26 protein-coding genes and 1 pseudogene are annotated in these 24,793 nt (G+C 61.5%); 15 read left to right on the forward strand and 12 right to left on the reverse strand.

All coding sequences use genetic code 11. The features are described 5' to 3' along the window. The first annotated feature begins 9 nt into the window (after nt 1-9). The 3 genes from ftsY (at nt 10) to EFD55_RS16090 (ending at nt 2,885) form a co-directional block, all read left to right on the forward strand. Complete coding sequence (ftsY, locus tag EFD55_RS16080) at nt 10-1,581, forward strand: signal recognition particle-docking protein FtsY (RefSeq protein WP_125846029.1); 1,572 nt, start codon at nt 10-12, stop codon at nt 1,579-1,581. 75 nt (nt 1,582-1,656) lie between these two features. Continuing rightward, a complete protein-coding gene (locus EFD55_RS16085; protein ID WP_125846030.1) occupies nt 1,657-2,301 on the forward strand; it encodes a septation protein A in 645 nt (214 codons plus the stop codon). Then, nucleotides 2,298-2,885 carry a DUF2585 domain-containing protein gene (locus EFD55_RS16090; protein WP_125846031.1) on the forward strand — a complete coding sequence of 196 codons (588 nt, stop codon included), beginning with the start codon at nt 2,298-2,300 and terminating at the stop codon, nt 2,883-2,885. Before EFD55_RS16085 ends, EFD55_RS16090 begins: the two co-directional genes overlap by 4 nt. Nucleotides 2,886-2,896: 11 nt before the next feature. Here the strand turns inward: EFD55_RS16090 and EFD55_RS16095 are convergent, their stop codons facing one another. The 5 genes from EFD55_RS16095 to ccmA all read right to left on the reverse strand — a co-directional run bounded on the left by EFD55_RS16095 (nt 2,897) and on the right by ccmA (nt 6,094). Next, nucleotides 2,897-3,505, reverse strand: a complete 609-nt coding sequence (locus EFD55_RS16095; RefSeq protein ID WP_125846032.1) for a DsbE family thiol:disulfide interchange protein — start codon at nt 3,503-3,505, stop codon at nt 2,897-2,899. Further along, nucleotides 3,502-3,669: a heme exporter protein CcmD gene (gene ccmD, locus EFD55_RS16100; protein WP_125846033.1), complete on the reverse strand. Its 168-nt coding sequence runs from the start codon at nt 3,667-3,669 to the stop codon at nt 3,502-3,504. Before ccmD ends, EFD55_RS16095 begins: the two co-directional genes overlap by 4 nt. A 3-nt stretch (nt 3,670-3,672) precedes the next feature. Next, nucleotides 3,673-4,434, reverse strand: a complete 762-nt coding sequence (locus tag EFD55_RS16105) for a heme ABC transporter permease (protein ID WP_125846034.1) — start codon at nt 4,432-4,434, stop codon at nt 3,673-3,675. A gap of 48 nt (nt 4,435-4,482) precedes the next feature. Continuing rightward, a complete protein-coding gene (gene ccmB, locus EFD55_RS16110) occupies nt 4,483-5,142 on the reverse strand; it encodes a heme exporter protein CcmB (protein ID WP_125846035.1) in 660 nt (219 codons plus the stop codon). A 307-nt stretch (nt 5,143-5,449) separates the two neighbouring features. Then, entirely contained in the window at nt 5,450-6,094 is a 645-nt protein-coding gene (gene ccmA / locus EFD55_RS16120) for a heme ABC exporter ATP-binding protein CcmA (RefSeq protein WP_125846036.1), read from the reverse strand. A gap of 262 nt (nt 6,095-6,356) precedes the next feature. On the opposite strand from ccmA, the gene acnA reads away from it, so the two are divergent. The 3 genes from acnA to EFD55_RS16135 all read left to right on the forward strand — a co-directional run bounded on the left by acnA (nt 6,357) and on the right by EFD55_RS16135 (nt 10,805). Beyond that, nucleotides 6,357-9,047, forward strand: coding sequence for an aconitate hydratase AcnA (gene acnA, locus EFD55_RS16125; protein WP_125846037.1), 2,691 nt, complete (start codon nt 6,357-6,359; stop codon nt 9,045-9,047). 232 nt (nt 9,048-9,279) lie between these two features. Continuing rightward, complete coding sequence (locus EFD55_RS16130) at nt 9,280-10,020, forward strand: DUF1223 domain-containing protein (protein WP_125846038.1); 741 nt, start codon at nt 9,280-9,282, stop codon at nt 10,018-10,020. Between the two features lie 383 nt (nt 10,021-10,403). Further along, entirely contained in the window at nt 10,404-10,805 is a 402-nt protein-coding gene (locus EFD55_RS16135; protein ID WP_125846039.1) for a DUF2794 domain-containing protein, read from the forward strand. 6 nt (nt 10,806-10,811) lie between these two features. Here EFD55_RS16135 and EFD55_RS16140 read toward each other — a convergent pair whose 3' ends face one another. From EFD55_RS16140 to EFD55_RS16155, 4 genes are all read right to left on the reverse strand, one after another. After that, complete coding sequence (locus tag EFD55_RS16140) at nt 10,812-11,369, reverse strand: GNAT family N-acetyltransferase (protein WP_125846040.1); 558 nt, start codon at nt 11,367-11,369, stop codon at nt 10,812-10,814. Between the two features lie 110 nt (nt 11,370-11,479). Continuing rightward, nucleotides 11,480-12,208: a Bax inhibitor-1/YccA family protein gene (locus tag EFD55_RS16145; RefSeq protein WP_125846041.1), complete on the reverse strand. Its 729-nt coding sequence runs from the start codon at nt 12,206-12,208 to the stop codon at nt 11,480-11,482. A 181-nt stretch (nt 12,209-12,389) separates the two neighbouring features. Then, nucleotides 12,390-14,933, reverse strand: coding sequence for an ABC transporter permease (locus EFD55_RS16150; RefSeq protein WP_125846042.1), 2,544 nt, complete (start codon nt 14,931-14,933; stop codon nt 12,390-12,392). Continuing rightward, complete coding sequence (locus EFD55_RS16155; RefSeq protein WP_125846043.1) at nt 14,930-15,637, reverse strand: ABC transporter ATP-binding protein; 708 nt, start codon at nt 15,635-15,637, stop codon at nt 14,930-14,932. Before EFD55_RS16155 ends, EFD55_RS16150 begins: the two co-directional genes overlap by 4 nt. Nucleotides 15,638-15,709: 72 nt before the next feature. Here EFD55_RS16155 and EFD55_RS16160 point away from each other — a divergent pair, with 72 nt between their 5' ends. Next, complete coding sequence (locus EFD55_RS16160) at nt 15,710-16,354, forward strand: arylesterase (protein ID WP_125846044.1); 645 nt, start codon at nt 15,710-15,712, stop codon at nt 16,352-16,354. A 68-nt stretch (nt 16,355-16,422) separates the two neighbouring features. After that, nucleotides 16,423-17,013 carry an RNA 2',3'-cyclic phosphodiesterase gene (thpR, locus tag EFD55_RS16165; protein WP_125846046.1) on the forward strand — a complete coding sequence of 197 codons (591 nt, stop codon included), beginning with the start codon at nt 16,423-16,425 and terminating at the stop codon, nt 17,011-17,013. On the opposite strand, the pseudogene EFD55_RS16170 reads toward thpR, so the two are convergent. Then, nucleotides 16,923-17,419, reverse strand: a pseudogene (locus EFD55_RS16170) (low molecular weight protein-tyrosine-phosphatase). The gene thpR and the pseudogene EFD55_RS16170 sit on opposite strands and share 91 nt — an antisense overlap. Before the next feature lie 35 nt (nt 17,420-17,454). Between EFD55_RS16170 and EFD55_RS16175 the strand changes: the two are divergent. Both EFD55_RS16175 and EFD55_RS16180 read left to right on the forward strand, forming a co-directional pair. Continuing rightward, the gene (locus tag EFD55_RS16175) at nt 17,455-17,760 is read left to right on the forward strand and encodes a 4a-hydroxytetrahydrobiopterin dehydratase (protein WP_125846048.1); all 306 of its coding nucleotides are present in this window, start codon (nt 17,455-17,457) and stop codon (nt 17,758-17,760) included. A gap of 65 nt (nt 17,761-17,825) precedes the next feature. Then, nucleotides 17,826-18,218: a YkvA family protein gene (locus EFD55_RS16180; RefSeq protein ID WP_125846050.1), complete on the forward strand. Its 393-nt coding sequence runs from the start codon at nt 17,826-17,828 to the stop codon at nt 18,216-18,218. 59 nt (nt 18,219-18,277) lie between these two features. Here EFD55_RS16180 and EFD55_RS16185 read toward each other — a convergent pair whose 3' ends face one another. Beyond that, nucleotides 18,278-18,838 (reverse strand): sigma-70 family RNA polymerase sigma factor, encoded by a 561-nt coding sequence (locus tag EFD55_RS16185; RefSeq protein ID WP_125846051.1) that lies wholly within the window; start codon nt 18,836-18,838, stop codon nt 18,278-18,280. A gap of 337 nt (nt 18,839-19,175) precedes the next feature. Between EFD55_RS16185 and EFD55_RS16190 the strand changes: the two genes are divergently transcribed. The 5 genes from EFD55_RS16190 to EFD55_RS16210 all read left to right on the forward strand — a co-directional run bounded on the left by EFD55_RS16190 (nt 19,176) and on the right by EFD55_RS16210 (nt 24,064). Next, nucleotides 19,176-19,691: an invasion associated locus B family protein gene (locus tag EFD55_RS16190; protein WP_125846052.1), complete on the forward strand. Its 516-nt coding sequence runs from the start codon at nt 19,176-19,178 to the stop codon at nt 19,689-19,691. 302 nt (nt 19,692-19,993) lie between these two features. Continuing rightward, the gene (gene rlmN / locus EFD55_RS16195; protein ID WP_125846054.1) at nt 19,994-21,223 is read left to right on the forward strand and encodes a dual-specificity RNA methyltransferase RlmN; all 1,230 of its coding nucleotides are present in this window, start codon (nt 19,994-19,996) and stop codon (nt 21,221-21,223) included. Nucleotides 21,224-21,316: 93 nt separating this feature from the next. After that, the gene (locus EFD55_RS16200; RefSeq protein ID WP_125846055.1) at nt 21,317-22,270 is read left to right on the forward strand and encodes an ABC transporter substrate-binding protein; all 954 of its coding nucleotides are present in this window, start codon (nt 21,317-21,319) and stop codon (nt 22,268-22,270) included. A 124-nt stretch (nt 22,271-22,394) separates the two neighbouring features. Beyond that, nucleotides 22,395-23,273: an ABC transporter permease gene (locus EFD55_RS16205; RefSeq protein ID WP_125846057.1), complete on the forward strand. Its 879-nt coding sequence runs from the start codon at nt 22,395-22,397 to the stop codon at nt 23,271-23,273. Further along, nucleotides 23,270-24,064: an ABC transporter ATP-binding protein gene (locus tag EFD55_RS16210; RefSeq protein WP_125846058.1), complete on the forward strand. Its 795-nt coding sequence runs from the start codon at nt 23,270-23,272 to the stop codon at nt 24,062-24,064. The genes EFD55_RS16205 and EFD55_RS16210 overlap by 4 nt, the downstream gene beginning before the upstream one ends. 76 nt (nt 24,065-24,140) lie before the next feature. Here EFD55_RS16210 and EFD55_RS16215 read toward each other — a convergent pair whose 3' ends face one another. Further along, nucleotides 24,141-24,782, reverse strand: a complete 642-nt coding sequence (locus EFD55_RS16215; protein WP_125846060.1) for a LysE family translocator — start codon at nt 24,780-24,782, stop codon at nt 24,141-24,143. Nucleotides 24,783-24,793: the final 11 nt, after the last annotated feature.

Raw genomic sequence — 24,793 nt, forward strand, 5'->3', positions numbered from 1 at the left:
GGAATCCCCATGGCGCTCAGTTTCATCAAAAAGGTCTTCACCTTCGGCAAGGACAAGCCGGCGGGGACGAGTGCCGTGGAGGTCGAGCTGGAACAGCGGTTGCAGGACGAAGCTCTGCCGATCGCCGCGGATCCCGTTCTGCCTGAAGAAATGGACACGGCCGGCGGCCCGGCTCCGGATGTCGGCGAGGGTGGGGTCGAGGCGCCTATCGCCGAAGATGATGCGGAACCCGCAATCCTGCCGGCCGTCGACCAACTGAGCGACATGGGTGTCGTGCCGCTTTTATTGCTGGAAGCCGAGGCGGCAGCGGAGGCGCAGACCGAAATTCAGGCACCGGTCGAACCCGTTGCCGAAATACCCCCCTCTGTCCCTTCCGAACGTCTCCTCCACAAGGGGGGGGATCATTTGGAGACCGATGCGCCGGAACAGCCGGATGACCTCGAAGACATCATTGAAAAGCTTACGGAAGAGATTCCGACTGAGAGTGATGCAGAGCTGAATTCGCCCGCCCAGCCAATCTCCCCACCTGTGGGGGAGATGCCCGGCAGGGCAGAGGGGGGTAGCCCCACAGCAGAATCGGAGACCCGCTCTCCCGCCCTCCCCAAAGGTTTCGCCACCGGCCCGAAGATCGCCGAACCGGAGCCCGTTGCCCCGCAGCCGAGGCTCAGCTGGTTCCAGCGCCTGCGCAATGGGCTGGCGCGTACGTCCTCGCAGCTGACCAGCCAGATCACCGCGCTCTTTACCAAGCGCAAACTCGACGACGAGACGCTGCAGGATCTCGAAGACCTGCTGATCCAGGCTGATCTCGGCGTTGAGACTGCGCTGCGCGTCACCGATACGCTGGCTTCCGAGCGCTACGGCAAGGACGTGACCGGCGAGGATGTTAGCCGGATCATGGCGGCCGAAATTGCCAAGGTCCTGAAACCGGTCGCCAGGCCGCTGCAGCTCGACCTGTCGCACAAGCCGCATGTCATCCTCGTCGTCGGCGTCAACGGCACCGGCAAGACGACGACGATCGGCAAGCTTGCAGCGAAACTCTCTGGCGCCGGACTGAAGGTGATGCTGGCCGCCGGCGACACCTTCCGCGCGGCGGCGATCGAGCAGCTGAAAATTTGGGCCGACCGGACGAATTCCGAATTTATTGGCACCAAGCTCGGCGCCGATGCCGCCGGCCTTGCCTATGATGCCTTCGAACAGGCGAAGGCGAAAAAATGCGACGTGCTGATCGTCGATACCGCCGGCCGCCTGCAGAACAAGGCCGAGCTGATGGCCGAACTCGAGAAGATCGTACGCGTGCTCGGCAAGCTCGATCCGGATGCGCCGCATACCGTGCTGCAGACGCTCGACGCCACGACGGGACAGAATGCGCTGAGTCAGGTCGAGATCTTCCGCAATATCGCCGGCGTCAACGGGCTGATCATGACCAAGCTCGACGGCACGGCGCGCGGCGGTATCCTCGTCGCCATTTCCGCCAAGCACAAGCTGCCGGTCTATTTCATCGGCGTTGGCGAGGGTGTCGACGACCTGGAGCCGTTCGAGGCCGAGGATTTCGCCCATGCCATTGCCGGACTTGGGCAATGATGCCACAGATATGCCGCCGAAAGCCTGCAAGGCACGGCAGAAGCAGGTTCCAGGAATAGCAGGTTTGAAGAACGCATGAGCACCGAAAGCGATATCACCCCGTCGGCGGCCGACCGGCATCATCCGCTGCTGAAGCTGGCGCTGGAACTCGGACCACTGCTGATCTTCTTCTTCGCCAATCTGCGCGGTCAGTGGCTGGTGGAGCGGTTTCCTGCGCTTTCCGAGCTGGGCGGCCCGCTGTTCGTCGCAACCGGGCTCTTCATGGCGGCGACGGTCACGTCGCTGGTCGTTTCGAAGATCGTGCTCGGCCATCTGCCGATCATGCCCTTCGTTTCGGGCATCGTCGTCCTCATCTTCGGCTCTCTGTCGATCTGGCTGCAGAACGAGACCTTCATCAAGATGAAGCCGACCATCGTCAATGCGCTGTTCGGGGTCGCGCTGCTTGGCGGGCTTGCCTTCGGCCGGTCGCTGCTCGGTTATGTCTTCAACGCCGCTTTCCAGCTCGATGCTGAGGGATGGCGCAAGCTCACCATCCGCTGGGGCATCTTCTTTCTTTTCCTTGCCGTGCTGAACGAAGTCGTCTGGCGCAACTTTTCGGACGATACCTGGGTCGCCTTCAAGGTCTGGGGCACGATGCCGATCACCATCATCTTCACGCTGGCGCAGATGCCGCTGGTGCTGAAGCATAGCCTCAACCCGGAAACGGACGGCGAAAAGTGAGCGCTGCAGATGCCGAATATCGCGTGAGACACCAGACCTTCTGGTTCGTCGCCTGCCTCGCGGTTCTGGTCACCCAGGTCGTCGTCGAATATCTGATGGGGCGCGTGCCGATTTGCGCCTGCGGCTATGTCAAGCTGTGGGAGGGCGGGGTCAATACCAGCGGCAACTCGCAGCATCTGTCGGACTGGTACACGCCATCGCACATCATCCACGGCTTCCTGTTCTACGGGCTCGGCCATCTCATTCTGCGTCGCAAGCCCTTAGCGGCACGGCTGCTCCTGGCGCTGTTCATCGAATCCGGCTGGGAGCTGCTGGAGAATTCGCCTCTCATCATCGACCGCTATCGCACGGCGACGATTGCGCTCGACTATTATGGCGACAGCATCCTGAATTCGGCGATGGACACAGTCTTCATGTGCCTCGGCTTCCTCTTCGCATCGCGCGCGCCGGTGGCGCTGACGGTGGCGATCGCGATCTTCTTCGAGATTTTCACCGGCTACATGATCCGGGACAACCTGACGCTCAACGTGCTGATGCTGATCTGGCCGGTGGAGGCGATCAAGGTCTGGCAGGGTGGGGTCTAACGGATCACCTGTTATGAAGCGGGCTTGCCGAGCGCCTTTTCCATCGCCGGAAACAGCCCTTCCTTCAGGCTGATATCGTCGAAGGGGCCGACGCGCTTGTAGAGGATCGTGCCGTCGGGGGCGACGAGATAGCTTTCCGGAATGCCGTAGACGCCCCAGTCGATCGCCGCCTTGCCGTTCGGGTCGATGCCGATGGCATGATAGGGATTGCCGAGCTCGCCGAGGAAACGCAGGGCGTTCTCGTTCTTGTCCTTGTAATTGATGGCGACGATGTTCAGCCGTCCGTCCTTCGCCAGTTCCTTCAGAACAGGATGCTCGTCCCGGCAGGGAATGCACCAGGAGGCGAAGACGTTGACGAGGGTGAGCTTGCCCTTGACCGCGGCATCGGTCAGTGCGGGCAGGTTCGCGCCGTCGAGCGGCGGAAGGTTCAGCGCCGGTGCCTTGGTGCCGATCAGGGCGGAGGGGATTTCGGCTATGTCCTTGCCGTGGAAATCCTGGTCGTAGAGCATCTTGGCGGCGGTTGCCGCGATGCCGCCGAAGACGATCAGCGGCAGAAGCGCCAGCACGTAACTGCCGCGCCCGCGCGGCTTGACGGTCGTGATTTCCGGTGTCTCGCTCATTGCCCGTCCCCAGTGCGTGCTGAGCGGCGGCGGATGCCCGCGGCTTCGAGCGCTGCGAGTTCCCGGCGGCGCGCACGACCGTCGGCCCAGGTCCACAGGATGACCGCAGCAGCCACCAAGGCGGCGAAGCCATAGGATGTGTAGACGTAGAAGGCATGCGTCACGGCCTATTCCTCCCGGCTCGCCATGCGGGCGGCGAGACGGCGCTGGGCGGCGATGCGGCGGCGCCAGATCTCGTTCCTCATCGCCATGATGTGCAGCGTGAAGAAGAGCAGCGTGAAGGCGATCGCCATGACGAAAAGCGGGCGCAGGAATTCCGGATCGATCGCCGGGCCGTCGAGGCGCAGCACGCTTGCCGACTGATGCAGCGTGTTCCACCATTCGACCGAAAACTTGATGATTGGAATGTTGACGAAGCCGACGAGGATGAGCACGGCGGTAACGCGCGCCGCCTTCGACGGATCGTCGATGGCGCGGCCGAGCGCAATCAGGCCGAGATACATCAGAAAGAGAACGAAGACGGAGGTCAGCCTGGCATCCCAGACCCACCAGGTGCCCCACATCGGTTTGCCCCAGAGCGAGCCGGTGACGAGCGCAAGCAGGGTGAAAGCGGCGCCGAGCGGAGCTGCGGCCTTGGCGGAGACATCGGCGAGCGGATGGCGCCAGACGAGCGTGCCGATCGCTGAAACACTCATGATCGTGTAGCACATCATCGCAAGCCAGGCGGATGGCACATGGACATACATGATGCGCACGGTCTCGCCCTGCTGGTAATCGCCTTCTGTGGAGAAACTGAGATAGAGGCCAACCGCGAAACAGAGGGCGGTAATGCCGGCCAGCCACGGAATGACACGTGCCGCCAGCGCCAGAAACCGTGTCGGGTTGGCGAGGTCGCTGAATTTGCTGATGGCAAGGCTCGTTTCGCTCATGTCCGCTTCCTTATCTTGATCCGGCTTTTCCCGCAATCGAACGGTCCATCAATCCGCTGTGTTTCGCAGCGCAAGGGCGGCCGCTGCCGGGCCTATGACGGCGAAGAACAGCGTCAGCGCGATGAGGATGAGGAAGGGCGGCAGGAACGGCGCGGGCTCTTCCACTGCGGCATAGGTGGCACTGACGCCGAAGATCAGCACCGGGATCGTCAGCGGCAATACGAGGATGGAGACCAGGAGGCCGCCGCGGGGCAGCGCCACTGCGACGGCGGCGCCGACGGCGCCGATGAAGGTGATCGCGGGCGAGCCGACAAGCAGCGTCAGCATGGTGGCGCCGATCGCCGCCTCGTCCATATTCATGAAGAGGCCGAGCAGCGGCGAGGCGACGACAAGCGGCAGGCTGGTGGCCGTCCAGTGGGCGAGACATTTGACGAGCACGGTGAGGACGAGCGGCGTTTCCTGCATCAGCATCAGGTCGAGCGACCCGTCATCGCGCTCGGCCTGGAACAGCCGGTCGAGGCCAAGAAGCGCGGCAAGCAGCGCGCCGATCCAGACGATTGCGGGCCCAATGCGCGAAAGCAGCTTGAGATCGGGACCGACGCCGAAGGGGATGACGGCGACGACGGTCAGGAAAAACAGTACGCCGATCAACGCACCGCCGCCGGCGCGGATCGAGAGCTTGAGGTCGCGGAAGAAGAGGGCGGTCATGCGGGGCGCTCTGTATGGAGGCGTGAGAAAGCGCCCTTGCTGCGGGTGGGAGAAACCCCCTCCCCAACCCCTCCCCACAAGGGACGGGTGGGAGAAACCCCCTCCCCAACCCCTCCCCACAAGGGTGAGGGGCTAAGTTGTGGTTCGCGGCGGCGGCCAAAAGCGAAGATCTCGCAGGCGGTTACCGTTCTGGGAATTGCAACGATGAGGTTTGCATGGGACAGCGCGGCGTCATAGTCCCTCCCCCTGGTGGGGAGGGGTTGGGGAGGGGACTTCACGTCATTCACTGGCAAACATCCGCAGACCATCAACCCCATACCCCATGATCCACGCCGGCAAAGCCCGTCATCTTCAATTCCCGCGCATTCTCCAGCCCCAGCGGCTGGTGCGTCGCCGCCAGCACGATGCCGCCCTTTGCCTGATGCGCTGCGATCAATTGGGCCAGCAGCCGGTCGGCGCTGGCATCGAGTGCGGCGGTCGGTTCGTCGAGGATCCAGACGGGGCGGTGGGCGACCAGCAGTTTGGCGAAGGCTATCCGGCGTTGCTGGCCGGCGGAGAGATAGCCGAAGGGAAGGTGGGTAATTCCGGAGAGGCCGACTGCTTCGGCTGCGTCCTCGACAGGAAGACCGGCAGCGTCGGGATTGGCGAGGAAGGACTGCCAAAAATCCAGATTCTCTACAACTGTAAGTTCATTCTTCATCGCGTTTCGATGGCCAAGGTAGTGGCTGACCTCGCCGGGATGCCGGCCTTCCGGGCTCCCTTCGTCGCGGAAAATGACAGTACCTTTTTCCGGCCTCAGGAGGCCCGCGACGACACGCAGCAAAGTGGACTTTCCCGATCCATTTCTCCCCGTGAGGACAAGGGCCTCGCCTGCTGCCAAGTGAAAGGAAATGTTAACGAAAATGAGATCCTCACCGCGCCTTGCAGCCAGATTTTCGGCGGTGAGATGCATGCTTCGGCTCTTTCTTCGTTTCGGCTTCCGGAGGGGTCAAAAAATGTCCGATTTTGACCGTGCTCGGGTATGGCAAGTTTTTAGGAAATTATCTATAAGACCTGCAACCACGCCAGCGGTCGGCGTGAATTTCATCCTTGCGCCGAACTTGGAGCGTCTCCTCCACGTGCGGACAGCGGAAATGGCCGTACCCGCATCCTGATGTGCATTAAGTGCATAGGCGTTCGCACGACTGTGTTGGCTATCAGAAACGGGGTCTCTCGTGTCTAAATCTCTTGACAGTTTCAATTGTCGTTCCACGCTTTCCGTGAACGGGAAGGACTATGTCTATTACAGCCTGCCCAAGGCTGAGGCAAACGGTCTGGCCGGCGTGTCGAAGCTTCCCTATTCGATGAAGGTGCTGCTCGAAAACCTGCTGCGCTTCGAAGACGGCCAGTCGGTCACCAAGGAGCACATCCTGGCTGTTGCCGAATGGCTGAACAACAAGGGCGCGGTCGAAAACGAAATCGCCTATCGCCCGGCGCGCGTGCTGATGCAGGACTTCACCGGCGTTCCCGCCGTCGTCGATCTTGCCGCGATGCGCGACGCGATGGTGTCGCTCGGCGGCGATCCCGAGAAGATCAATCCGCTCGTTCCCGTCGATCTCGTCATCGACCACTCCGTCATCGTCGACGAATTCGGAACGCCGCAGGCTTTCGCGAGGAATGTCGAGCTGGAATATCAGCGCAACGGCGAGCGCTACCGCTTCCTGAAATGGGGCCAACAGGCTTTCAAGAATTTCCGCGTCGTGCCCCCCGGCACCGGCATCTGTCACCAGGTCAATCTCGAATATCTCGGCCAGACCGTCTGGACCAAGGAAGAGGACGGCGAAACGATCGCCTATCCGGATACCTGCGTCGGCACCGACAGCCACACGACGATGATCAACGGTCTCGGCGTTCTCGGCTGGGGTGTTGGCGGTATCGAAGCGGAAGCAGCCATGCTCGGCCAGCCGGTCTCGATGCTCCTGCCTGAAGTCATCGGTTTCAAGCTGACCGGCAAGCTGAAGGAAGGCGTCACCGCGACCGACCTCGTTCTGACCGTCGTGCAGATGCTGCGCAAGAAGGGCGTCGTTTCCAAGTTCGTCGAATTCTTCGGCCCCGGCATGGACAACATGCCGCTCGCCGACCGTGCGACGATCGGCAACATGGGCCCGGAATACGGCGCGACCTGCGGCTTCTTCCCGGTTGACGGCGAAACCATCAACTACCTCACCATGTCCGGCCGCACGCATGACCGGATCGCCCTCGTCGAAGCCTATTCGAAGGCGCAGGGCATGTGGCGCGAAGGCGACGGTTCCGAGCTCGTCTTCACCGACACGCTGGAACTCGACCTCGGCGATGTCGTGCCGTCGATGGCCGGCCCGAAGCGTCCGGAAGGCCGCATCGCGCTCGAAAACATCGCGTCCGGTTTCGCCGGCTCGATGGATGCCGACTACAAGAAGCCCGGCCAGCTTACCAACCGCTATGCGGTCGAAGGCACGGATTTCGATCTCGGCCATGGTGACGTTGCGATCGCCGCTATCACGTCGTGCACCAACACCTCCAACCCGTCGGTGCTGATCGCTGCCGGTCTTCTCGCCCGTAACGCCGTCGCCAAGGGCCTGAAGACCAAGCCGTGGGTCAAGACCTCACTGGCGCCGGGATCGCAGGTGGTTGGCGAATATCTCGCCAAGTCAGGCCTGCAGGCCGACCTCGACAAGCTCGGCTTCAACCTCGTCGGCTTCGGCTGCACGACCTGCATCGGCAATTCCGGCCCGCTGCCGGCGCCGATCTCGAAGACGATCAACGACAAGGGGCTCATCGTATCCGGCGTTCTCTCCGGCAACCGCAACTTCGAAGGCCGTATCTCGCCGGACGTCCAGGCGAACTACCTGGCCTCCCCGCCGCTCGTCGTCGCTTATGCGCTGGCCGGCACGGTGCAGAAGGATCTCACCAAGGAGCCGATCGGCGAGGACCAGAGCGGCAACCCGGTCTATCTCAAGGATATCTGGCCGACTTCGAAGGAAGTTCAGGAATTCATCCTGAAATACGTCACCCGCGAGCTCTACGAATCCAAGTATGCCGATGTCTTCAAGGGCGACGTCAACTGGCAGGCCGTGCAGGTTCCGCCGGGCCAGACCTATGCTTGGGATGACAATTCGACCTACGTGCAGAACCCGCCCTACTTCGTCGGCATGGGCAAGAAGGGCACCGGCGTCTCCGATATCAAGGGCGCTCGCGTCCTCGGCCTGTTCGGCGACAAGATCACCACCGACCACATTTCCCCGGCCGGTTCGATCAAGGCTGCTTCGCCGGCCGGCGCCTATCTGATTGGTCACGACGTCGCCGTTGCCGACTTCAACCAGTACGGCACGCGCCGCGGCAACCATGAAGTGATGATGCGCGGCACCTTCGCCAACATCCGCATCCGCAACCACATGCTCGGTCCGAACGGCAAGGAAGGCGGATACACCATCCACTACCCGTCGAAGGAAGAGACCTCGATCTACGACGCCGCCATGCAGTACAAGCAGGAAGGCGTGCCGCTCGTCATCTTCGCCGGTGTCGAATACGGCAACGGCTCCTCGCGCGACTGGGCTGCCAAGGGCACCAACCTGCTCGGCGTCAAGGCTGTCATCGCCCAGTCCTTCGAGCGTATCCATCGCTCGAACCTGGTCGGCATGGGCATCATTCCCTTCGTCTTCGAAGAGGGCACGACCTGGCAGAGCCTCGGCCTCAAGGGCGATGAACTCGTCACCATCGAAGGCCTGGAAAAGATCAAGCCGCGCGAGAGGAAGATCGCCAAGATCACCTATGGCGACGGCTCCGTGAAGGAAGTTCCGCTGCTGTCGCGCGTCGATACGCTCGATGAGGTCGTCTACCTCAACAATGGTGGCATCCTGCAGACGGTCCTGCGCGATCTCGCTGCCTGATTCTTAAGAGACGTGACTGATAATGGCCGCCGGAGAGCAATTTCCGGCGGCTTTTCTTTGCGGGGACGGTATTCGATCGGGTTCACGATGATTTGTTTTATGCAGGTTCTGGCCGAGCTACGTCTCACCCGTTCGTGACTTTTCGTTTGGACCCGGAAGGATTATTCGTACGTTCATATCTCAGAGCCTCCGGTTCAAACACGCTGTCGGCGCTGAAAAGAGGTGCAGCTGAATGTCCCCCCGTTTTCTGATTCCGTTGATCGCCGGCATTGTTCTCGCAGGCCCCTTGCAGGCCGAAGACGGCACGCCGAAAGGTGTCGTCGAACTCTTCACGGCGCAGGGCTGTTCTTCCTGTCCTCCCGCCGATGCCGCCTTCCGCAAGCTGGTGAGCCAGGGCGATGTCATCGCGCTCGCTTACCACGTCGATTACTGGAATTATCTCGGCTGGGCCGATACACTAAGCTCCAAGGAAAATACCGAGCGGCAGTACGGCTATGCCAGGACGATGGGCCGCAGCAATGTTTACACGCCGCAGGCGATCGTCAACGGACGCGGCCATCTGGCGGGCTCCGATCTCAACGGAATCAACAGCAAGATCGACACCTACAGCAGCGAAGGCAATGGGCTGACCATTCCCATCAGCGCATCGATGCGCGGCGACGAGCTCGAGATCAAGATCGGCGCGGGGCAGGGCAAGGCCAATGTCGTGATGGTCTATTTCGACAAGGAAAAGACCATCGAGGTCGAAAAGGGCGAGAACAGCGGCAAGAAGCTCTCTTATCTCCACAGCGTCACCAATGTCGAAACCGTCGGCATGTGGGATGGCAAGGCGACCAGTCTGACGCTGCCGGCGAGCGTTTTGCAGCGACCGCAGCTCGAGGGCTGCGCAATCCTGCTGCAGTCGGCGACCGCGGACGGCGATCCGGCGGCGATCCTCGGCGCAACCGTGGTGATGGCGGGAAAAAATATATGAGATTTCATCCTGTTGCGGATGAAGTACCGGGCGGCCCGGCTGAGCGTATTCGGGGCTGGGGTTAAGGTCGATACGCTCCGCCGGGCCCTTTGGCGCGCTGGCGCCAAACCGGGATGCATAATTCTCCTGCAAATGAGGCGCTGTTTTGACTGAAATGCGGCACCACACAGAAAGGTCACTCTGGCCGGCGCGTTGTGGCCTTCCGAAAATCGGCGCCGACTTTCGGAAGGCACGATGCGAGGATTGAAAGCTACGGTGTTCCCGCGCCTCTGAAGAGATGGGCGCTGTGGTGCGGCTGAATGTGACGGGCGGCGCTCTTGCAATTTGCGGCGGCTCGGGCAAACTGTCACTCTCCTGTCACAAGCGGAGGCCCTGGGAGACTGATGACAGATCAGCCGGATTTGCGACACGGCGAAAGCCGCTCCGTCGACAATAGTTTCTCAGTCGTCGTCGATCTCAAAGAATACAGACAAAGCAAGGACCCGGTTCCGGTGACCTTCCACCGGCGCGAGCTGGACGCGATCCTCTGGATCTACGGCCGCATGGTTGGCGAGGGCGAGTGGCGCGACTACGCCATCGATCATCTGAAGGACAAGGCGGTGTTTTCCGTCTTCAAGCGCTCCGGCGAAATGCCGCTCTTTCGCATCGAGAAGAACCCGAAGCTCGCCGCCAAGCAGGGCGCCTATTCCGTCATCAACGTCAATGGCGTGATCCTGAAGCGTGGACACGAGCTGAACCAGGTCCTCAAGGTTTTCGACAAGGTCCTGAAGCTGGTGGACAAATAAGCCGTATCAACCGGCAAACAGCGTGCCGGGATAGCTGGACGGATCGGGATCCGTCGCCATGCCCTCGCCGAGGGTGCGCTGCATGAGCATTGTGTCGAGCCAGCGGCCGTGCTTGTAGCCGGTGCCTTTCATCAGGCCGACCTCCACAAAACCTGCCTTGAGATGGAGCGCGATCGAGGCGGGACTTGCACCGCCGATGACGGCCACCATCTGACGAAAACCAAGGGCAGCGCAACGGTCGATCAGCTCGGCCAACAATGTTTTGCCGATGCCCCGGCCACGCGCTTCCGGGGCCAGATAGATCGAATCCTCAACCATCCAGCGATAGGCCGGGCGGGTGCGGAAGGCCGAGGCATAGGCGTAACCCAAGAGCTTTCCGCTCGCATCTGCCGCGGCGATGTAGGGATATTGCTGGCCGGCGATCGCCGCAAAGCGCTGCATCATCTCGGCCTCTGAGGGCGGGACGATCTCATAGCTTGCAACGCCGTTCAGGACGGAATCGCGATAGATCTCGGCAATGGCGGGGATATCGGCTTGCGAGGCATCACGCAGAAGAAAGGACATTTCGGCGACTGGTCCATCGGGAGAGCAAGACCTTCCTAAAATCATTCCGAGGAAACCGGCGCAACAAAAAAGGCGGCCGAAGCCGCCTTTTCGATCTCAGTCTGCCCTGCTTATTTACGGTTGCCCATGAACTGCAGCAGGAACATGAAGAGGTTGATGAAGTCGAGATAGAGCGTCAGAGCACCCATGATCGCCTTGCGGCCGGCGACTTCAGAAGCGTCACCGTCGAAATACAATTCCTTGATTCGCTGCGTATCGTAGGCGGTGAGGCCTGCGAAGATCAGCACGCCGATCACCGAGATCGCGAATTGGAGGGCTGACGAAGCCAGGAAGACGTTGACGAGCGAAGCGATGATCACGCCGAACAGACCCATGATCAGGAACGAGCCCATCGCCGACAGGTCACGCTTCGTGCTGTAACCGTAGAGCGACAGCGCGCCGAAAGAGGCGGCGGTTACGAAGAAGGTCTGGGTGATGCTCGACTGCGTATAGACCAGAAAGATCGACGACAGGGAGAGACCAACCAGCGCGGCGTAAGCCCAGAAAGTGGCCTGCGCGGATGCCACGCTCATGCGATTGATGCGGAAGCTCAGGAAGAAGACGACCGCAAGAGGCGCAAGGATCACGACCCAGCGCAGAGGCGACCGGAACAGCAGCTCGCCAAACTGGGTAAGCTGGTTGTCCTGAACGGCCAAATTGAATCCGATGTACGCGGCCACACCAGTGATCGCCAGACCCAGCGCCATCAGGTTGTAGACCTTGAGCATATATGCGCGCAGGCCTTGATCAATCATCTCGCCGGTCTGTGCGCGGCTTTGATAGTTACGAAGATCAGCCATAGTTTCCTCTTACAAGCTCCGATGGATATACGGTGTCGGGTTTTCGACCCGGGCGCCGCTGCGGAGCTCCAGCATGCCTGTCGACAATATGAGGCTTTCGCCGATTGCAAACAAGAGGCTTGCAAAGGCGCGGTCGGTTAAATCGCCGTAAGGTGAAGGGTTTGAGGGCATTGCTATCCCCTCAAAGCTCCCGCAGCACGGGCGCCGCCTTCTGCCCCAGGATGCGCCAGGTACCGATGAGGCCGATGCCGACGGTGAGCACGAGTGCGGTCACGAGCGTCAGTCCCGCCACATCCGGCAGGAAGGCGGATGGCAGGTGCATGATGCGGGCGACGATGAACCAGGCGGCAATGGCGCCGGCGATCAACGCGAAGATCGCGGTCGCGAGCCCAAGGATCAGATATTCGTAGCTGAAGGCGCGGATCAGCATGGCGCGCGTGGCGCCAAGCGTCTTCAGCACCACCGCGTCATGGGTGCGCGCCCGGTTTCCGGCGGCAAGCGCGCCTGCAAGGACGAGGATCGAGGCGACGAGGGCGACGGAGGCTGCGGCGCGGATCGCGGTCGCAAGCTCGCCGACCAGCTGATTGACGATATCGATCGCGTCCTTGACGCGCACGCTGGTGATCGTCGGGTAGGTGTTGGTGACGGATTTCAGGATCGCCGCGTCCTCGGCCGGCGTCGAGGAGGGATCAGTCAGCGTCGCGAGCCATGCATGCGGGGCGCCGCGAAAGGTGTTCGGCGAGAAGACCATGACGAAATTGATCGACAGCGATTCCCATTCGACGCGGCGCAGATTGGCGATCTTTGCTGTGATGTTGCGGCCGAGCACGTTGACCGTCACGGTGTCGCCGATCTTGAGGCCGAGTTCATGCGCCTCCTGCGAGGAGAAGGAGACGAGCGGTTCGCCGCTGTAATCTTTGTCCCACCAATTGCCCTTGGTGAGGGCGGCATTTTCCGGCAGGGTGTCGGCATAGGTGATGCCGCGATCGCCGTTCAGCACCCAGCGACCGGCGGCCGGCACGTTCATCTTGGCGACGTCTTCTCCATTGAAGGCGACGATCCGGCCGCGTAGCATCGGCACTTCCACGAGCTTGCCCTTCGGCGCCTGCGCTTGGACGAGATCCCGGAAGGCGTCGACCTCGGCGCTCTGGATATCGACGAAGAAGAAATTAGGCGCGCCCTCGTTCATGCGGCCGGTCAATTGCTGGCGCAGGTTGCCGTCGATCAGGGTCAGCGTCACCAGCAAGGCCAGGCCGAGGCCGAGCGAGAGCACCACCGACGGCGTGAGCGCGCCGGGGCGGTGGATATTGCCGATCGCAAGCCGCAATGCCGGCGAGTTGACGCGCGGGGCGCGGCGCGCAAGCCAGGCGATCGCTGCTGCGACGAGGCGCAGGACGACGAAGGCGAAGACGATCGCGCCGACGAAAACGACGGCGATGAAGCGATCATAGGCGGTGAGGATGGCAAGGCCGGCAAGGGCTGCCATGAAGAGCGCGGCCAGCAGAATATACGGCCAGGACGGCAGGTGGCGAGCTTCGAAGCCCTGCTCGCGGAAGAGTGCGGTCGCAGGCACTTCGCGGGCATGGCCGAGCGGCAGAATGGCAAAGGCGAGCGTCGTCAGGATGCCGAAGAGTGTCGCGAGAAGCAGGGCGCCGGGATAGAGCGTCGGCGCGGTCGAGACCGGCAGGAATTGCGCCAAAAACTGCGCGGCTAAGATCGGCGACAGGGCGCCGATGACAAGGCCGATCAGGATGCCGCCGAGGGCGATGATGGCGATCTGGAAGAGATAGATCAGGACGACGGTCATCGCCGGCGCGCCGAGACATTTGAACGTGGCGATGGTGGTGCGCTTGGAATCCAGGAAGGCGCGCACGGCATTGGCCACGCCGACGCCGCCGACGATCAGCGCGGTCAGGCCGACCAGTGTCAGGAACTGGGAGAAGCGGGTGATGTTTTCGGTCAGCGAGGGTGCTGCGCGGTCGCTGGTGCGGATCGCCCAACCAGCAGAGGGGAATTCCCTGTTGGCGCGTGCCTGGATGCCAGACATCTGACCCTTGTCTTCGAGCCGGATCTTGTAGGCATGTTCGACAAGGCTTCCCGTCTGGATGAGCCCTGAGGCTTCAAGCGCCCGGCGGCTGACGAGCAGGCGCGGCGCAAAGCCGAAACCTTCCGAGAGCGCATCCGGCTCGGTCTTGACCGTACCTGTTATGCTGAGCTTGACGTTGCTGAGCAGCAGTTCGTCGCCGACCGAAAGGCCGAGGCGATCGAGAAGCAGGGGTGCTGCCACTGCGCCGTAAGTACCGCCTTCGCCTGCGAGCAGTGCTGTGAGGGGATAGTTCGGCTCGGCCTCGAACCGGCCGTAAAGCGGATAGGCGTCGTCGACCGCCTTGACCTCGACCAGCGCCTGGTCAGAACCGTCGGGCTTGCGGGCCATCGAGCGCAGGCCTGTCGAAACCGAAACGGTGCCGAGGCCTTCAAGGAAACCCATTTCCTGAGGCGTGGCCTCGCGGTTGTTGAGCTCGAAGCGAACGTCGCCGGCAAGAAGCTCCTGCCCCTGCGAGGCGATCGTGTCGGTGATCGACTGCGAAACGGAATTGACGGCGGCGATGGCGCCGGTGCCGAGCGCGATGCAGGCGAGAAAGATGTAGAAGCCGCGGATACCGCCGCGCAGCTCGCGGAGCGCCAGGCGAAAAGCGAGCGAGACGCGCGGCGCGACGATCCTCATGCGAACGCCGCCGCGTTGTGGCGGGCAGCGCTGTCGCCCTCAATCCTGCCGGAGCGGACGCGGATCTGGCGCGAGCAGCGGTTTGCAAGCGAGATGTCGTGAGTGACAAGAAGCAGGGTCATGCCGCGTTCGGCCTGCTTGGCAAACAGCAGGTCGGCGATCTGGCGGCCGGTCTCGGTATCGAGATTGCCGGTCGGCTCGTCGGCGATCAAGAGGGCGGGCGAAGGGGCGAGCGCTCTCGCGATCGCCACGCGCTGCTGTTCGCCGCCGGAAAGCTGGCCAGGATAGTGGTTCAGCCGTTCGCCGAGGCCGACCGAATTCAGCTCGCGATGGGCGATCTCGAAGGCGTTGCGGACATTGGCGAGTTCCAGCGGCACGGCGACATTCTCGAGCGCCGTCATATTGGCGATCAGATGGAAGGACTGGAAGACGATGCCGATGTTGCGGCCGCGGAAATCGGCGACCTGATCCTCGCTCAGGCTGTGGAGCGGCGTATCGTTGATGTTGATTTCGCCGCTGTCGAGCTTCTCCAGTCCGGCGAGCACCATCAGCAGGGTTGATTTGCCGGAGCCGGAAGGGCCGACGATGCCGACGGATTCACCGGCGGCGATATCGAGATCGATGCCCTTCAGCACATGGACGGAGGCGGCGGCGCTGCCAAGGGTCAGATCGGCGCTCTTCAACTCGATGATGGTTTTTGCCAACAGAAATCGCCCTATATAAGTCCGTAATCGAATGGCCGCATAACGGTACTTCGCCAATCTAGGGAAAGCAGGATGAGATTTAAAGTTGCCGCCCTTCAATTCACCGTCATTGCCGTCTCGCTGATCTTTGCCGCCGGAGTGAATGCGCGGACGATCAATCTCGTCGGATTCGGGGACAGCCTGATGGCGGGCTATCAGCTGCCGCCCGGCGACGGCTTTCCCGAGAAGCTGCAGGCTGCCCTGAAGGCGAAGGGGCTCGACATCGCTATCGCCAATGCCGGTGTTTCGGGCGACACGACGACGGCAGGCCTCGCCCGCATCGACTGGTCGGTTCCCGACGGCACGGACGGCGTGATTCTGGAGCTCGGCGCCAACGACGCGCTGCGCGGCATCCCTCCTGAAGAGAGCGAGAAGAATCTCGACCAGATGATTACTCGGCTAAAGGAGCGAGGGATCGCGGTGCTGCTCGTCGGCATCATAGCGCCGCCGAACATGGGGGGGGAGTATGCCGCGCGCTTCAATCCCATCTATCGGGAACTTTCGGAAAAACACAGGGTTCCGCTCTATCCCTTTTTTCTCGACGGCGTCGCCCTGGATGCGGGGCTGAAACTCGAGGACGGAATGCATCCGAATGCAAGAGGCGTCGACGTCATGGTCGGGAAGATGGAAACCGATGTCACAAATTTCGTCGGGACGATTTCTTCTGTGAAGAAATAGGGGCTTGCGCGGTTGTTGATTGCGTGATTCCGTGTGAGCACCTGCAAAAGATTCGGGGAGTGCTCGTGATGCCGAGACTGTTTACCGCCCTCGAAATTCCGCGCAATGCGGCGATGAGCCTTTCATTGCTGCGCGGTGGTCTCCCCGGAGCACGATGGATCGATGTGGAGAATTACCACATCACCCTGCGCTTCATCGGTGACGTTGACGGCCGCACGGCCGATGAAATCGTTGAACGCCTCGACCGGATCGACCGGCCGGAATTCCAGTTCCGGCTCGAAGGTATCGGTTCCTTCGGTTCGAAGAAACCGCATTCGGTCTGGGCCGGCGTCTCGCAATCGCCGGAGATGTACGCCCTGCAGGGCGAAATCGAGCGCATCTGCCAGCGCATCGGTCTGCCGCCGGATCCGCGTAAATTCATGCCGCATGTGACGCTGGCACGGCTCAAATCCTCGCGGCTCGACGATGTCGTGCAGTATCTGGCCGGACGCGGCAACTTCCACACCGCGACTTTCACGGCGCCGCGCTTCGTCCTGCTTTCGTCGCGCGAATCGGTCGGCGGTGGACCCTATCTCACCGAGGAAGTGTTCCCGCTGCACGAGGCGCGCTCGACCAGCGTTTCGAGCAGCTTGCTGCAGCCGGCCAAGAGCCTGGTATAGACCAGCTCGAAACCTTCCGGGCCGCCATAATAGGGATCGGGGATATCCTCTCCGGTTCCAAGGGCGGCATCGCCGAAAAGACGGATATCCGCTTCATCAGGTGCACTCCTGCCGAGTGCGGCGAGATTTTCGCGGTCCATGGCGAGGATCAGATCGAAATCCTTGAAATCCCTCGACTGGATGCGGCGGGCGCGTTGGCCTGATATGTCGATGCCGTGGCTTTTGGCAATGGCGATCGACCGCTGGTCGGGCGAATCGCCTTCATGCCAGCCGCCCGTGCCAGCGGAATCGATCGTAAAATGGCCGGTCAGGCCCGCTTGGGTGACAAGATGGCCGAAAATTCCTTCCGCGAGCGGAGAACGGCATATATTGCCCATGCAAACGAAGAGGATGCGATGCGTTTCATCGGTAGATCCGTCGGAAAGATGAGAGGACCATGGCATGAAATGGGAAAAACTGGAACGGGCGGCGGCCGAGGCTGAGCTGACCAAGCTTACGGGCTGGGCGCTCAACGATGCGGCCTCTTCGATATCGAAGACATTCAAATTCGCAAATTTCGTCGAGGCTTTCGGTTTCATGACGGAGGCCGCCCTTGCGGCCGAAAAACTCAACCACCATCCCGAATGGTTCAATGTCTATTCCAAGGTGGAAGTAACGCTGAACACGCATGATGCCGGCGGACTGACGGAGCTGGATTTCAAGCTCGCCAGGGCGATGGAAAAGGCAGCGGCGCGACGCGTCGCTTGAAAGCGGAACCGATTGAAAGCCGAAGCGCCATCACCATATGTTCGCATGGACGAAAGGATAGAGGGATGGACGACGTCAAATTCGGGGAAATCCTGTTGCCGGGCGACGAGGACACGCAGAGCCGCCGGGAAAAGACCGTGCGGCAGAAATTCTGGCCAACCTTCCGGCGGGCGGTTCGGCAAATTCCGTTTTCGCGCGACGTCGTCGCCGGTTTCTACTGCGCGCTCGATCCGCAGACGCCGACCAAGGTGCGTGGCGTGCTGCTTGCGGCCCTCGCCTATTTCGTCATGCCGGTCGATATGATCCCTGATTTTTTCGCCGGCATCGGCTTTTCGGATGACATCGCCGTGCTTTCGGCCGCCTTTGCGATGGTGCGCGGCAATATAAGGCCGGGCCACTACGAAGCGGCCGACCGCGTTCTCGCCGACCGGCCGGAAGAGGTGATGAAGACGATCTAAGGCCCGTCGCGTTTTAGATCCTTGGTTTTTGCGCGTGTCGTTTTCCCGGGCGAGGTGCTTTAGGCGTTCTCCTGCTCCAGCACTTTGCGGAGCTTGCCGAAGGCAAGCCGGATGCGCGACTTCACCGTGCCGAGCGGCAGCCCGGTCGCCTCGGCGATCTCCGAATGCGATTGACCGAGGAAGAAGGCAGCGCGGAGCATGTCGCGCTGTTCTTCCGGCAGCTGGCCGACGGCGGCGCGTATCTTGGCGTCACGGTCGTCGTTGGCGATCATTTCATCGGCGCCGATCCCGGCCGGCGGCTGCAGGGCCGGGTCGGTCTCATCGAAGGTGTGGGTGCTGGCGCGGCGCTGCAAGTCGATCCGGCGATTGCGGGCAATGCGGAAAAGCCAGGTCGAAAGCGAAGACCGCGTGGCATCGTAGAGACCGGCTTTGTGCCAAAGTACGATCATGACCTCCTGAACCAGTTCCTCGGCCTCGCCACTCGTCATTTGCTGGCGCATCAGCCAGGCCTTCAGGCGGGGCGCGAAATAATCGAACAGGATGGAAAAGGCTTGCTGGTCGCGATCCTCCGCGACGGCCTTCGCGAGGGCAGCGAAACGCTGTCTTTCCTCGGCATCCATGTCCTCTCACGAGCCCCCTGCGGCGAAAATTTCGTCCCGGATTTCCAAGTCTTAATGAGGTACAACGGAATTGGGAAAGGTCAAACTCTTGCCTGAATCTTTGTGTCTTAAATTCAGCCGAACGGACGGTCGGTGCCATCGGAACAAGGTGTCACGACAGATACCGTCAAAAGGGGCAAAATTGACACTCGAGCTGAAATGACACAGGCAGATACAAATCTGCAGCCATTGTTGACCATTTGGTAACCTGAATTAAGTCAAAATAAAGCAGATCGTGATTATGCGCTGCCCGCTATGATCGCTTCGGGCCTTGAATCGCAAGAACCGGCAGGAATCCATGTTTGTAAAAAGTATCGTATCCGCCCTCGCACTCACCCTTGTTATGGCCGGAGTAGCGGCAGCGCAGCAGCCCGCTGCCGCGCCAACCCGCATCCAGCAGTTCCAGGCATGGGGCGCCTATTCCTACAAGTCGGGCAACAGCACCGTCTGCTACGTCCTGTCCGTCCCGACCGCAAAGCAGCCGGCAAGTGTCGATCACGGTGATAATTTCTTCATCGTCTCGCAGCGCCCCGGCCAGAACATCTCCTACGAACCGCAGGCGATGATGGGCTACACGGTGAAGGAAAATTCGAAGATCAACGTCGTCATCGACAACAAGACCTTCGTGATGTTCACCAAGGACAAGGCCGGCTGGGTCGAGAATGCCGCGCAGGAGCCGGCCCTCGTCGCCGCGATGAAGACCGGGCATTCGATGACAGTGAATGCCGTCTCGCGCAAGGGCACAGGCACCTCCTACAGCTATTCGCTCTCCGGCATATCGGCCGCGCTGAAGCAGATCGAAACCTGCAAGTAAGCAGTTTTCATCCGCAAAGTTTCAAGGGCCGGCCTTGCGCCGGCCTTTGCCATTTAGCTCCTTGTTTTATGCATGCCGTTCTCCCAAAACCACTTCACACTTTTGGGCGACATGCTTGATAGTGACGCGCGGGCAAAATGATGCTAAATGCCGCGCAACCAGCGGACAGAGCGGGATATCAGTCGCCGTTCCGCCATTCATTTTCTGCCAATGTGCCGTCATGCGCCCGCAAGTCTTCCGGCTTATCCCGGCAAGCCCTTGGGCTTGCAGCGGTCACATGTTCGACTTCGGGATGAAAGACTATGTCCGTCATGGATGCGATGACCATTAACAAGCCTCAGGCCGCGCGCGCCTTTGCCGACGCCGAAAAGCCGTCGCTGATCGGCATGTCTCGCGACGAAATGGGAGCAGCCCTTCGTGAAAAGGGCGTCGCCGAGAAGCAGATCAAGATGCGCGTCTCGCAGCTCTGGAACTGGATCTATGTGCGCGGGGTCTCCGATTTCGACCATATGACGAATGTCGCCAAGGAGATGCGCGAGATGCTGAAACAGCATTTCACCATAGCGCGTCCCGAGATCGTCGAGGAGCAGGTCTCCAACGACGGCACGCGCAAGTGGCTGCTGCGCTTTCCCCCGCGGGGCGCAGGGCGCCCGGTCGAGATCGAGGCCGTCTACATTCCGGAAGAAGGCCGCGGCACACTCTGCATTTCCAGCCAGGTCGGCTGCACGCTCACCTGTTCCTTCTGTCACACCGGCACGCAACGTCTGGTGCGCAACCTGACGGCCGAGGAGATTCTTTCACAGCTGCTGCTCGCTCGCGACCGGCTTGGGGATTTCCCGGACCGCGAAGCGCCACAGGGTACGATCATGCCTGCCGAGGGCCGCAAGGTTAGCAACATCGTGATGATGGGCATGGGCGAGCCGCTCTATAATTTCGACAGCGTCAAGCAGGCATTGCTGATCGCCACGGATGGTGACGGCCTGTCGCTCTCCAAGCGCCGGGTCACGCTTTCCACCTCGGGTGTTGTGCCGGAAATCTTCCGTACCGGCGAGGAGATCGGCGTCATGCTGGCGATCTCGCTGCATGCGGTGCGCGACGATCTGCGCGACATTCTGGTGCCGATCAATAAGAAATATCCGCTGAAGGAATTGATCGAGGCCTGCCGGGCCTATCCCGGCCTTTCCAACGCCCGACGCATTACGTTCGAATATGTGATGCTGAAGGACGTCAATGACAGCCTGGAAGACGCCAAGGGGCTGATCAAGCTGTTGAAGGGCGTGCCGGCGAAGATCAACCTCATTCCGTTCAATCCCTGGCCCGGCACCAATTACCAGTGTTCCGACTGGGAGCAGATCGAGAAGTTCGCCGACTTCATCAATTCGGCAGGTTATGCCTCGCCGATCCGCACGCCGCGCGGCCGCGACATTCTTGCCGCCTGCGGCCAGCTGAAATCGGAATCCGAACGCATGCGCAAAACCGAGCGCCTGGCCTTCGAAGCGATGATGATCGCCAATCACGGCGCCGACGACTGATCAGCAAGTTTGATCCTCGCTACAATTCTCCTGCATTGATTTAAGCATGCGCTTTTCCTAATAGTGCCGCCAAAATCATTCAGGAGGACACCCATGCGCCCGATTCTGCTCGCTCTTGCCGCAACTTTGGCCCTTTCCCTGCCCGCTAAGGCCGATAACGTGACCGTTGCCGTGACGGCGATCGTCGAGCACCCGGCGCTGGATGCGGCCCGCAAGGGCGTTCTCGATGTGCTGACGGCGGCCGGCTACAAAGAGGGTGAGAACCTGAAATTCGTGTTCGAGTCGGCGCAGGGCAATCCCGCAACGGCAGCCCAGATCGCCCGCCAGTTCGCCGGCGACGAACCCAACGTCATCGTGCCGATCTCTACGCCCTCGGCCCAGGCCGTCGTCTCCGCGACGCGCGACATTCCCGTCGTCTTCACGGCGGTCTCCGATCCGCTCGGCGCCCAGCTCGTCAAGAACATGGACAAGCCCGGCGGCAATGTCACCGGCCTTTCCGACATGTCGCCGGTCGCCGAGCACCTGGCGCTGATCAAGGAAATCCTGCCCGATGTGAAAACCATCGGCTATCTCTACAATTCCGGTGAGGCGAATTCCGTTTCGCTGCTCGCCGTGCTGAAGGCGGAAGCCGAGAAGGCCGGCCTGAAAGTCGTCGAATCGGCCGCCACCAAGTCGGCTGAAGTCCAGGGTGCTGCCCGCGCGCTCGTCGGCCGCGCCGATGCGATCTACATTCCGACCGACAACACGATCATCTCCGCGCTCGAAGGCGCTGTGGCGGTTGCCGAAGAAAGCAAGCTGCCGCTCTTCACCGCCGATACGGATTCGGTTTCGCGCGGCTCGATCGCTGCCCTCGGCTTCAACTATTACGACGTCGGCAAGCAGACCGGCGAGATCGTCGTGCGCGTGCTGAAGGGCGAAAACCCCGGCGACATCGCGGTCAAGACCGCCGCCGGCAGCGACCTCGTCGTCAACAAGGCTGCAGCCCAGAAGATGGGCGTCACCCTGCCGCAGAGCGTGCTTTCGCGCGCCAACAAGGTCATCGAATAATCGGCCGGTACCTTTAACGCGTTCGCCGCATTCAGCCGCTCTCGTTTGCACGAGAGCGGTTCCTTGTATTAAAAGGCTCCGTTTCGCGACGGGCGGAACGGAAACAAAAAAGGGGCTGAAAGCCTTGAGCCAAATCGCATTCTGGGGGGCCGTCGAACTCGGACTGGTCTATTCCTTCGTCGCCCTTGGGGTCTATCTCGCCTTCCGTGTTCTGGACTTTCCCGACCTGACGGTCGACGGTTCCTTTCCGCTTGGCGCGGCGGTGACGGCCGTTCTCATCATTGCCGGCGTCAATGCCTGGCTTGCGGCCCTGATCGCCATGGCGGCCGGTGCGGCGGCGGGCATGGTGACGGCGCTGCTCAACGTGCGCTTCAAGATCCTCAACCTTCTTGCCTCGATCCTGACGATGATCGCGCTCTTTTCCGTCAATCTGAGGGTGATGGGCAAACCCAACGTCGCCCTTATCAATGCCGATACGATGATCAGCCCGTTCTTCGGTCACGGACTTCGTGACTTCTACGTGCGACCGCTCTTCGTCGGCGTTCTCGTCATCGTCGCCCTCATCCTGGTCTGGCGCTTCCTGGAAAGCGACGCCGGGCTTGCCATGCGCGCGACCGGCGCCAATGCGCGGATGGCCCGCGCCCAAGGCGTCGATACCAGCCGGCAGATCTATCTCGGCATGGCGATCTCGAATGCGCTGGTGGCCTTCGGCGGTGCATTGTTTGCCCAGACCAACGGCTTTGCCGACGTCACCTCCGGCGTCGGGACGATCGTCGTCGGTCTTGCCGCCGTCATCATCGGCGAGACGTTGCTCGGACGCCGCGGCCTGCTGATCGCGCTCGTCGGCTGCGTGCTCGGCTCGATCCTCTATCGCATCGCGATCCAGCTGGCGCTTTCGAGCGATGTCATCGGGTTGCAGGCTTCCGATCTCAACTTCGTCACGGCGGTGCTGGTGACCTTCGCGCTCATTCTTCCCCGTCTTCGCCGAGGTGCCGCATCGTGATCAGCGTCAAGGACATCAAGGTTGTTTTCGGACGCGGCACGCCGCTGCAGAAGCAGGCGTTGAACGGCGTCAGCCTGACCATCGAGCAGGGATCCTTCGTCACCGTCATCGGCTCCAACGGCGCCGGCAAATCGACGCTGCTCGGCGTGCTCGCCGGCGACGTCATTCCAAGTGAAGGACAGGTGCTGATCGGCAAGAACGAGGTGACGCGCAAGTCGACGGCGGCGCGCGCCGGACTCGTGGCTCGCGTCTTCCAGGATCCGTTGACGGGAAGCTGCGGCGCATTGTCGATCGAAGAAAACCTCGCTCTGGCCGCCCGGCGCGGTGAGAGGCGCGGGCTTGCGCCGGCGCTCGGTGGTGTCAGGCGCGATTATTTCCGGGAGCGGATCGCCGAACTCAATCTCGGGCTGGAAAACCGGCTGAAGGACCGCATGGATCTTCTCTCGGGCGGGCAGCGGCAGGCCGTTTCGCTCGTCATGGCGACGCTTGCGGGCTCGGAAGTGCTGCTGCTCGACGAACATACGGCGGCGCTCGATCCCGGTATGGCCGAGTTCGTGATGAACCTGACGCAGAAGATCGTCGCCGAGCGCAAGCTGACGACGATGATGGTGACGCACTCCATGCGTCAGGCACTGGACTACGGTCACCGCACGATCATGCTGCATGGCGGCGAGATCGTTCTCGATGTGGCAGGCGACAACAGGAAGAACCTGCAGGTCGAGGACCTGATCGCCATGTTCCGCAAGATGCGCGGCCAGACGCTGGATGACGATGCTTTGCTGATCGGCTGACGCACGACAGCGTGCTGATTGGCTAACGCGGACAGCGCGCGGATCGCTTTGCGACCGTGGGTGAGCCGGCCGTGGGCTACTTTGCCTGGGTGAGCAGGATCTTGGCTGCGAAGATCGAGAAGACGCCGGCGAAGGTATAGTCCATGCCGCGCAGCACTTTCTTGTTGCTCTGCAGCCAGGACGTGAGCCAGTCGGCGGCGAAGATCACGCTGGCATTGACGGGCATGCCGATCAGAATGAAGCAAAGCCCAAGGAAAAGCAGCTTCTGCGTGACGGCGGGATCGCCGGCGCTGACGAATTGCGGCAGGAAGGTCATGAAGAAGATGATGACCTTCGGGTTCAGAAGATTGACCCAGAAGCCGGACGAGATGTTCGCAAGCGCGGTGCCCTTCTGCGCCTCGACCTTGGCGACGGTGAGCTTCGAACCGAAGCGGATCGCATGCACTGCGAGCCAGAACAGATAGGCTGCACCGCCGGTCTTCAGGATCAGGAAGGCGGTCGGCGAAGCGGTGATCAGCGCCGAAATGCCGAAGGCGACCAGCATGGTGTGGACGACGATGCCGAGGCTGGTGCCGACGACGACGAAGAGGGCAGCCTTTTTGCCCTGGGCCAGCGCACGGCTGATCGACAGCGTCATATCAGGGCCCGGGGTGGCCGCGAGCAGAAGCGTGGCGGCGGCAAAGGCAGCAAGGGTCGGCAGGCTGGGCAGGAAATCCATGGCACTCTCTG

This window comes from Rhizobium pisi (genome assembly GCF_003938655.1).
GTDB classification, from domain to species: Bacteria; Pseudomonadota; Alphaproteobacteria; order Rhizobiales; family Rhizobiaceae; genus Rhizobium; species Rhizobium pisi.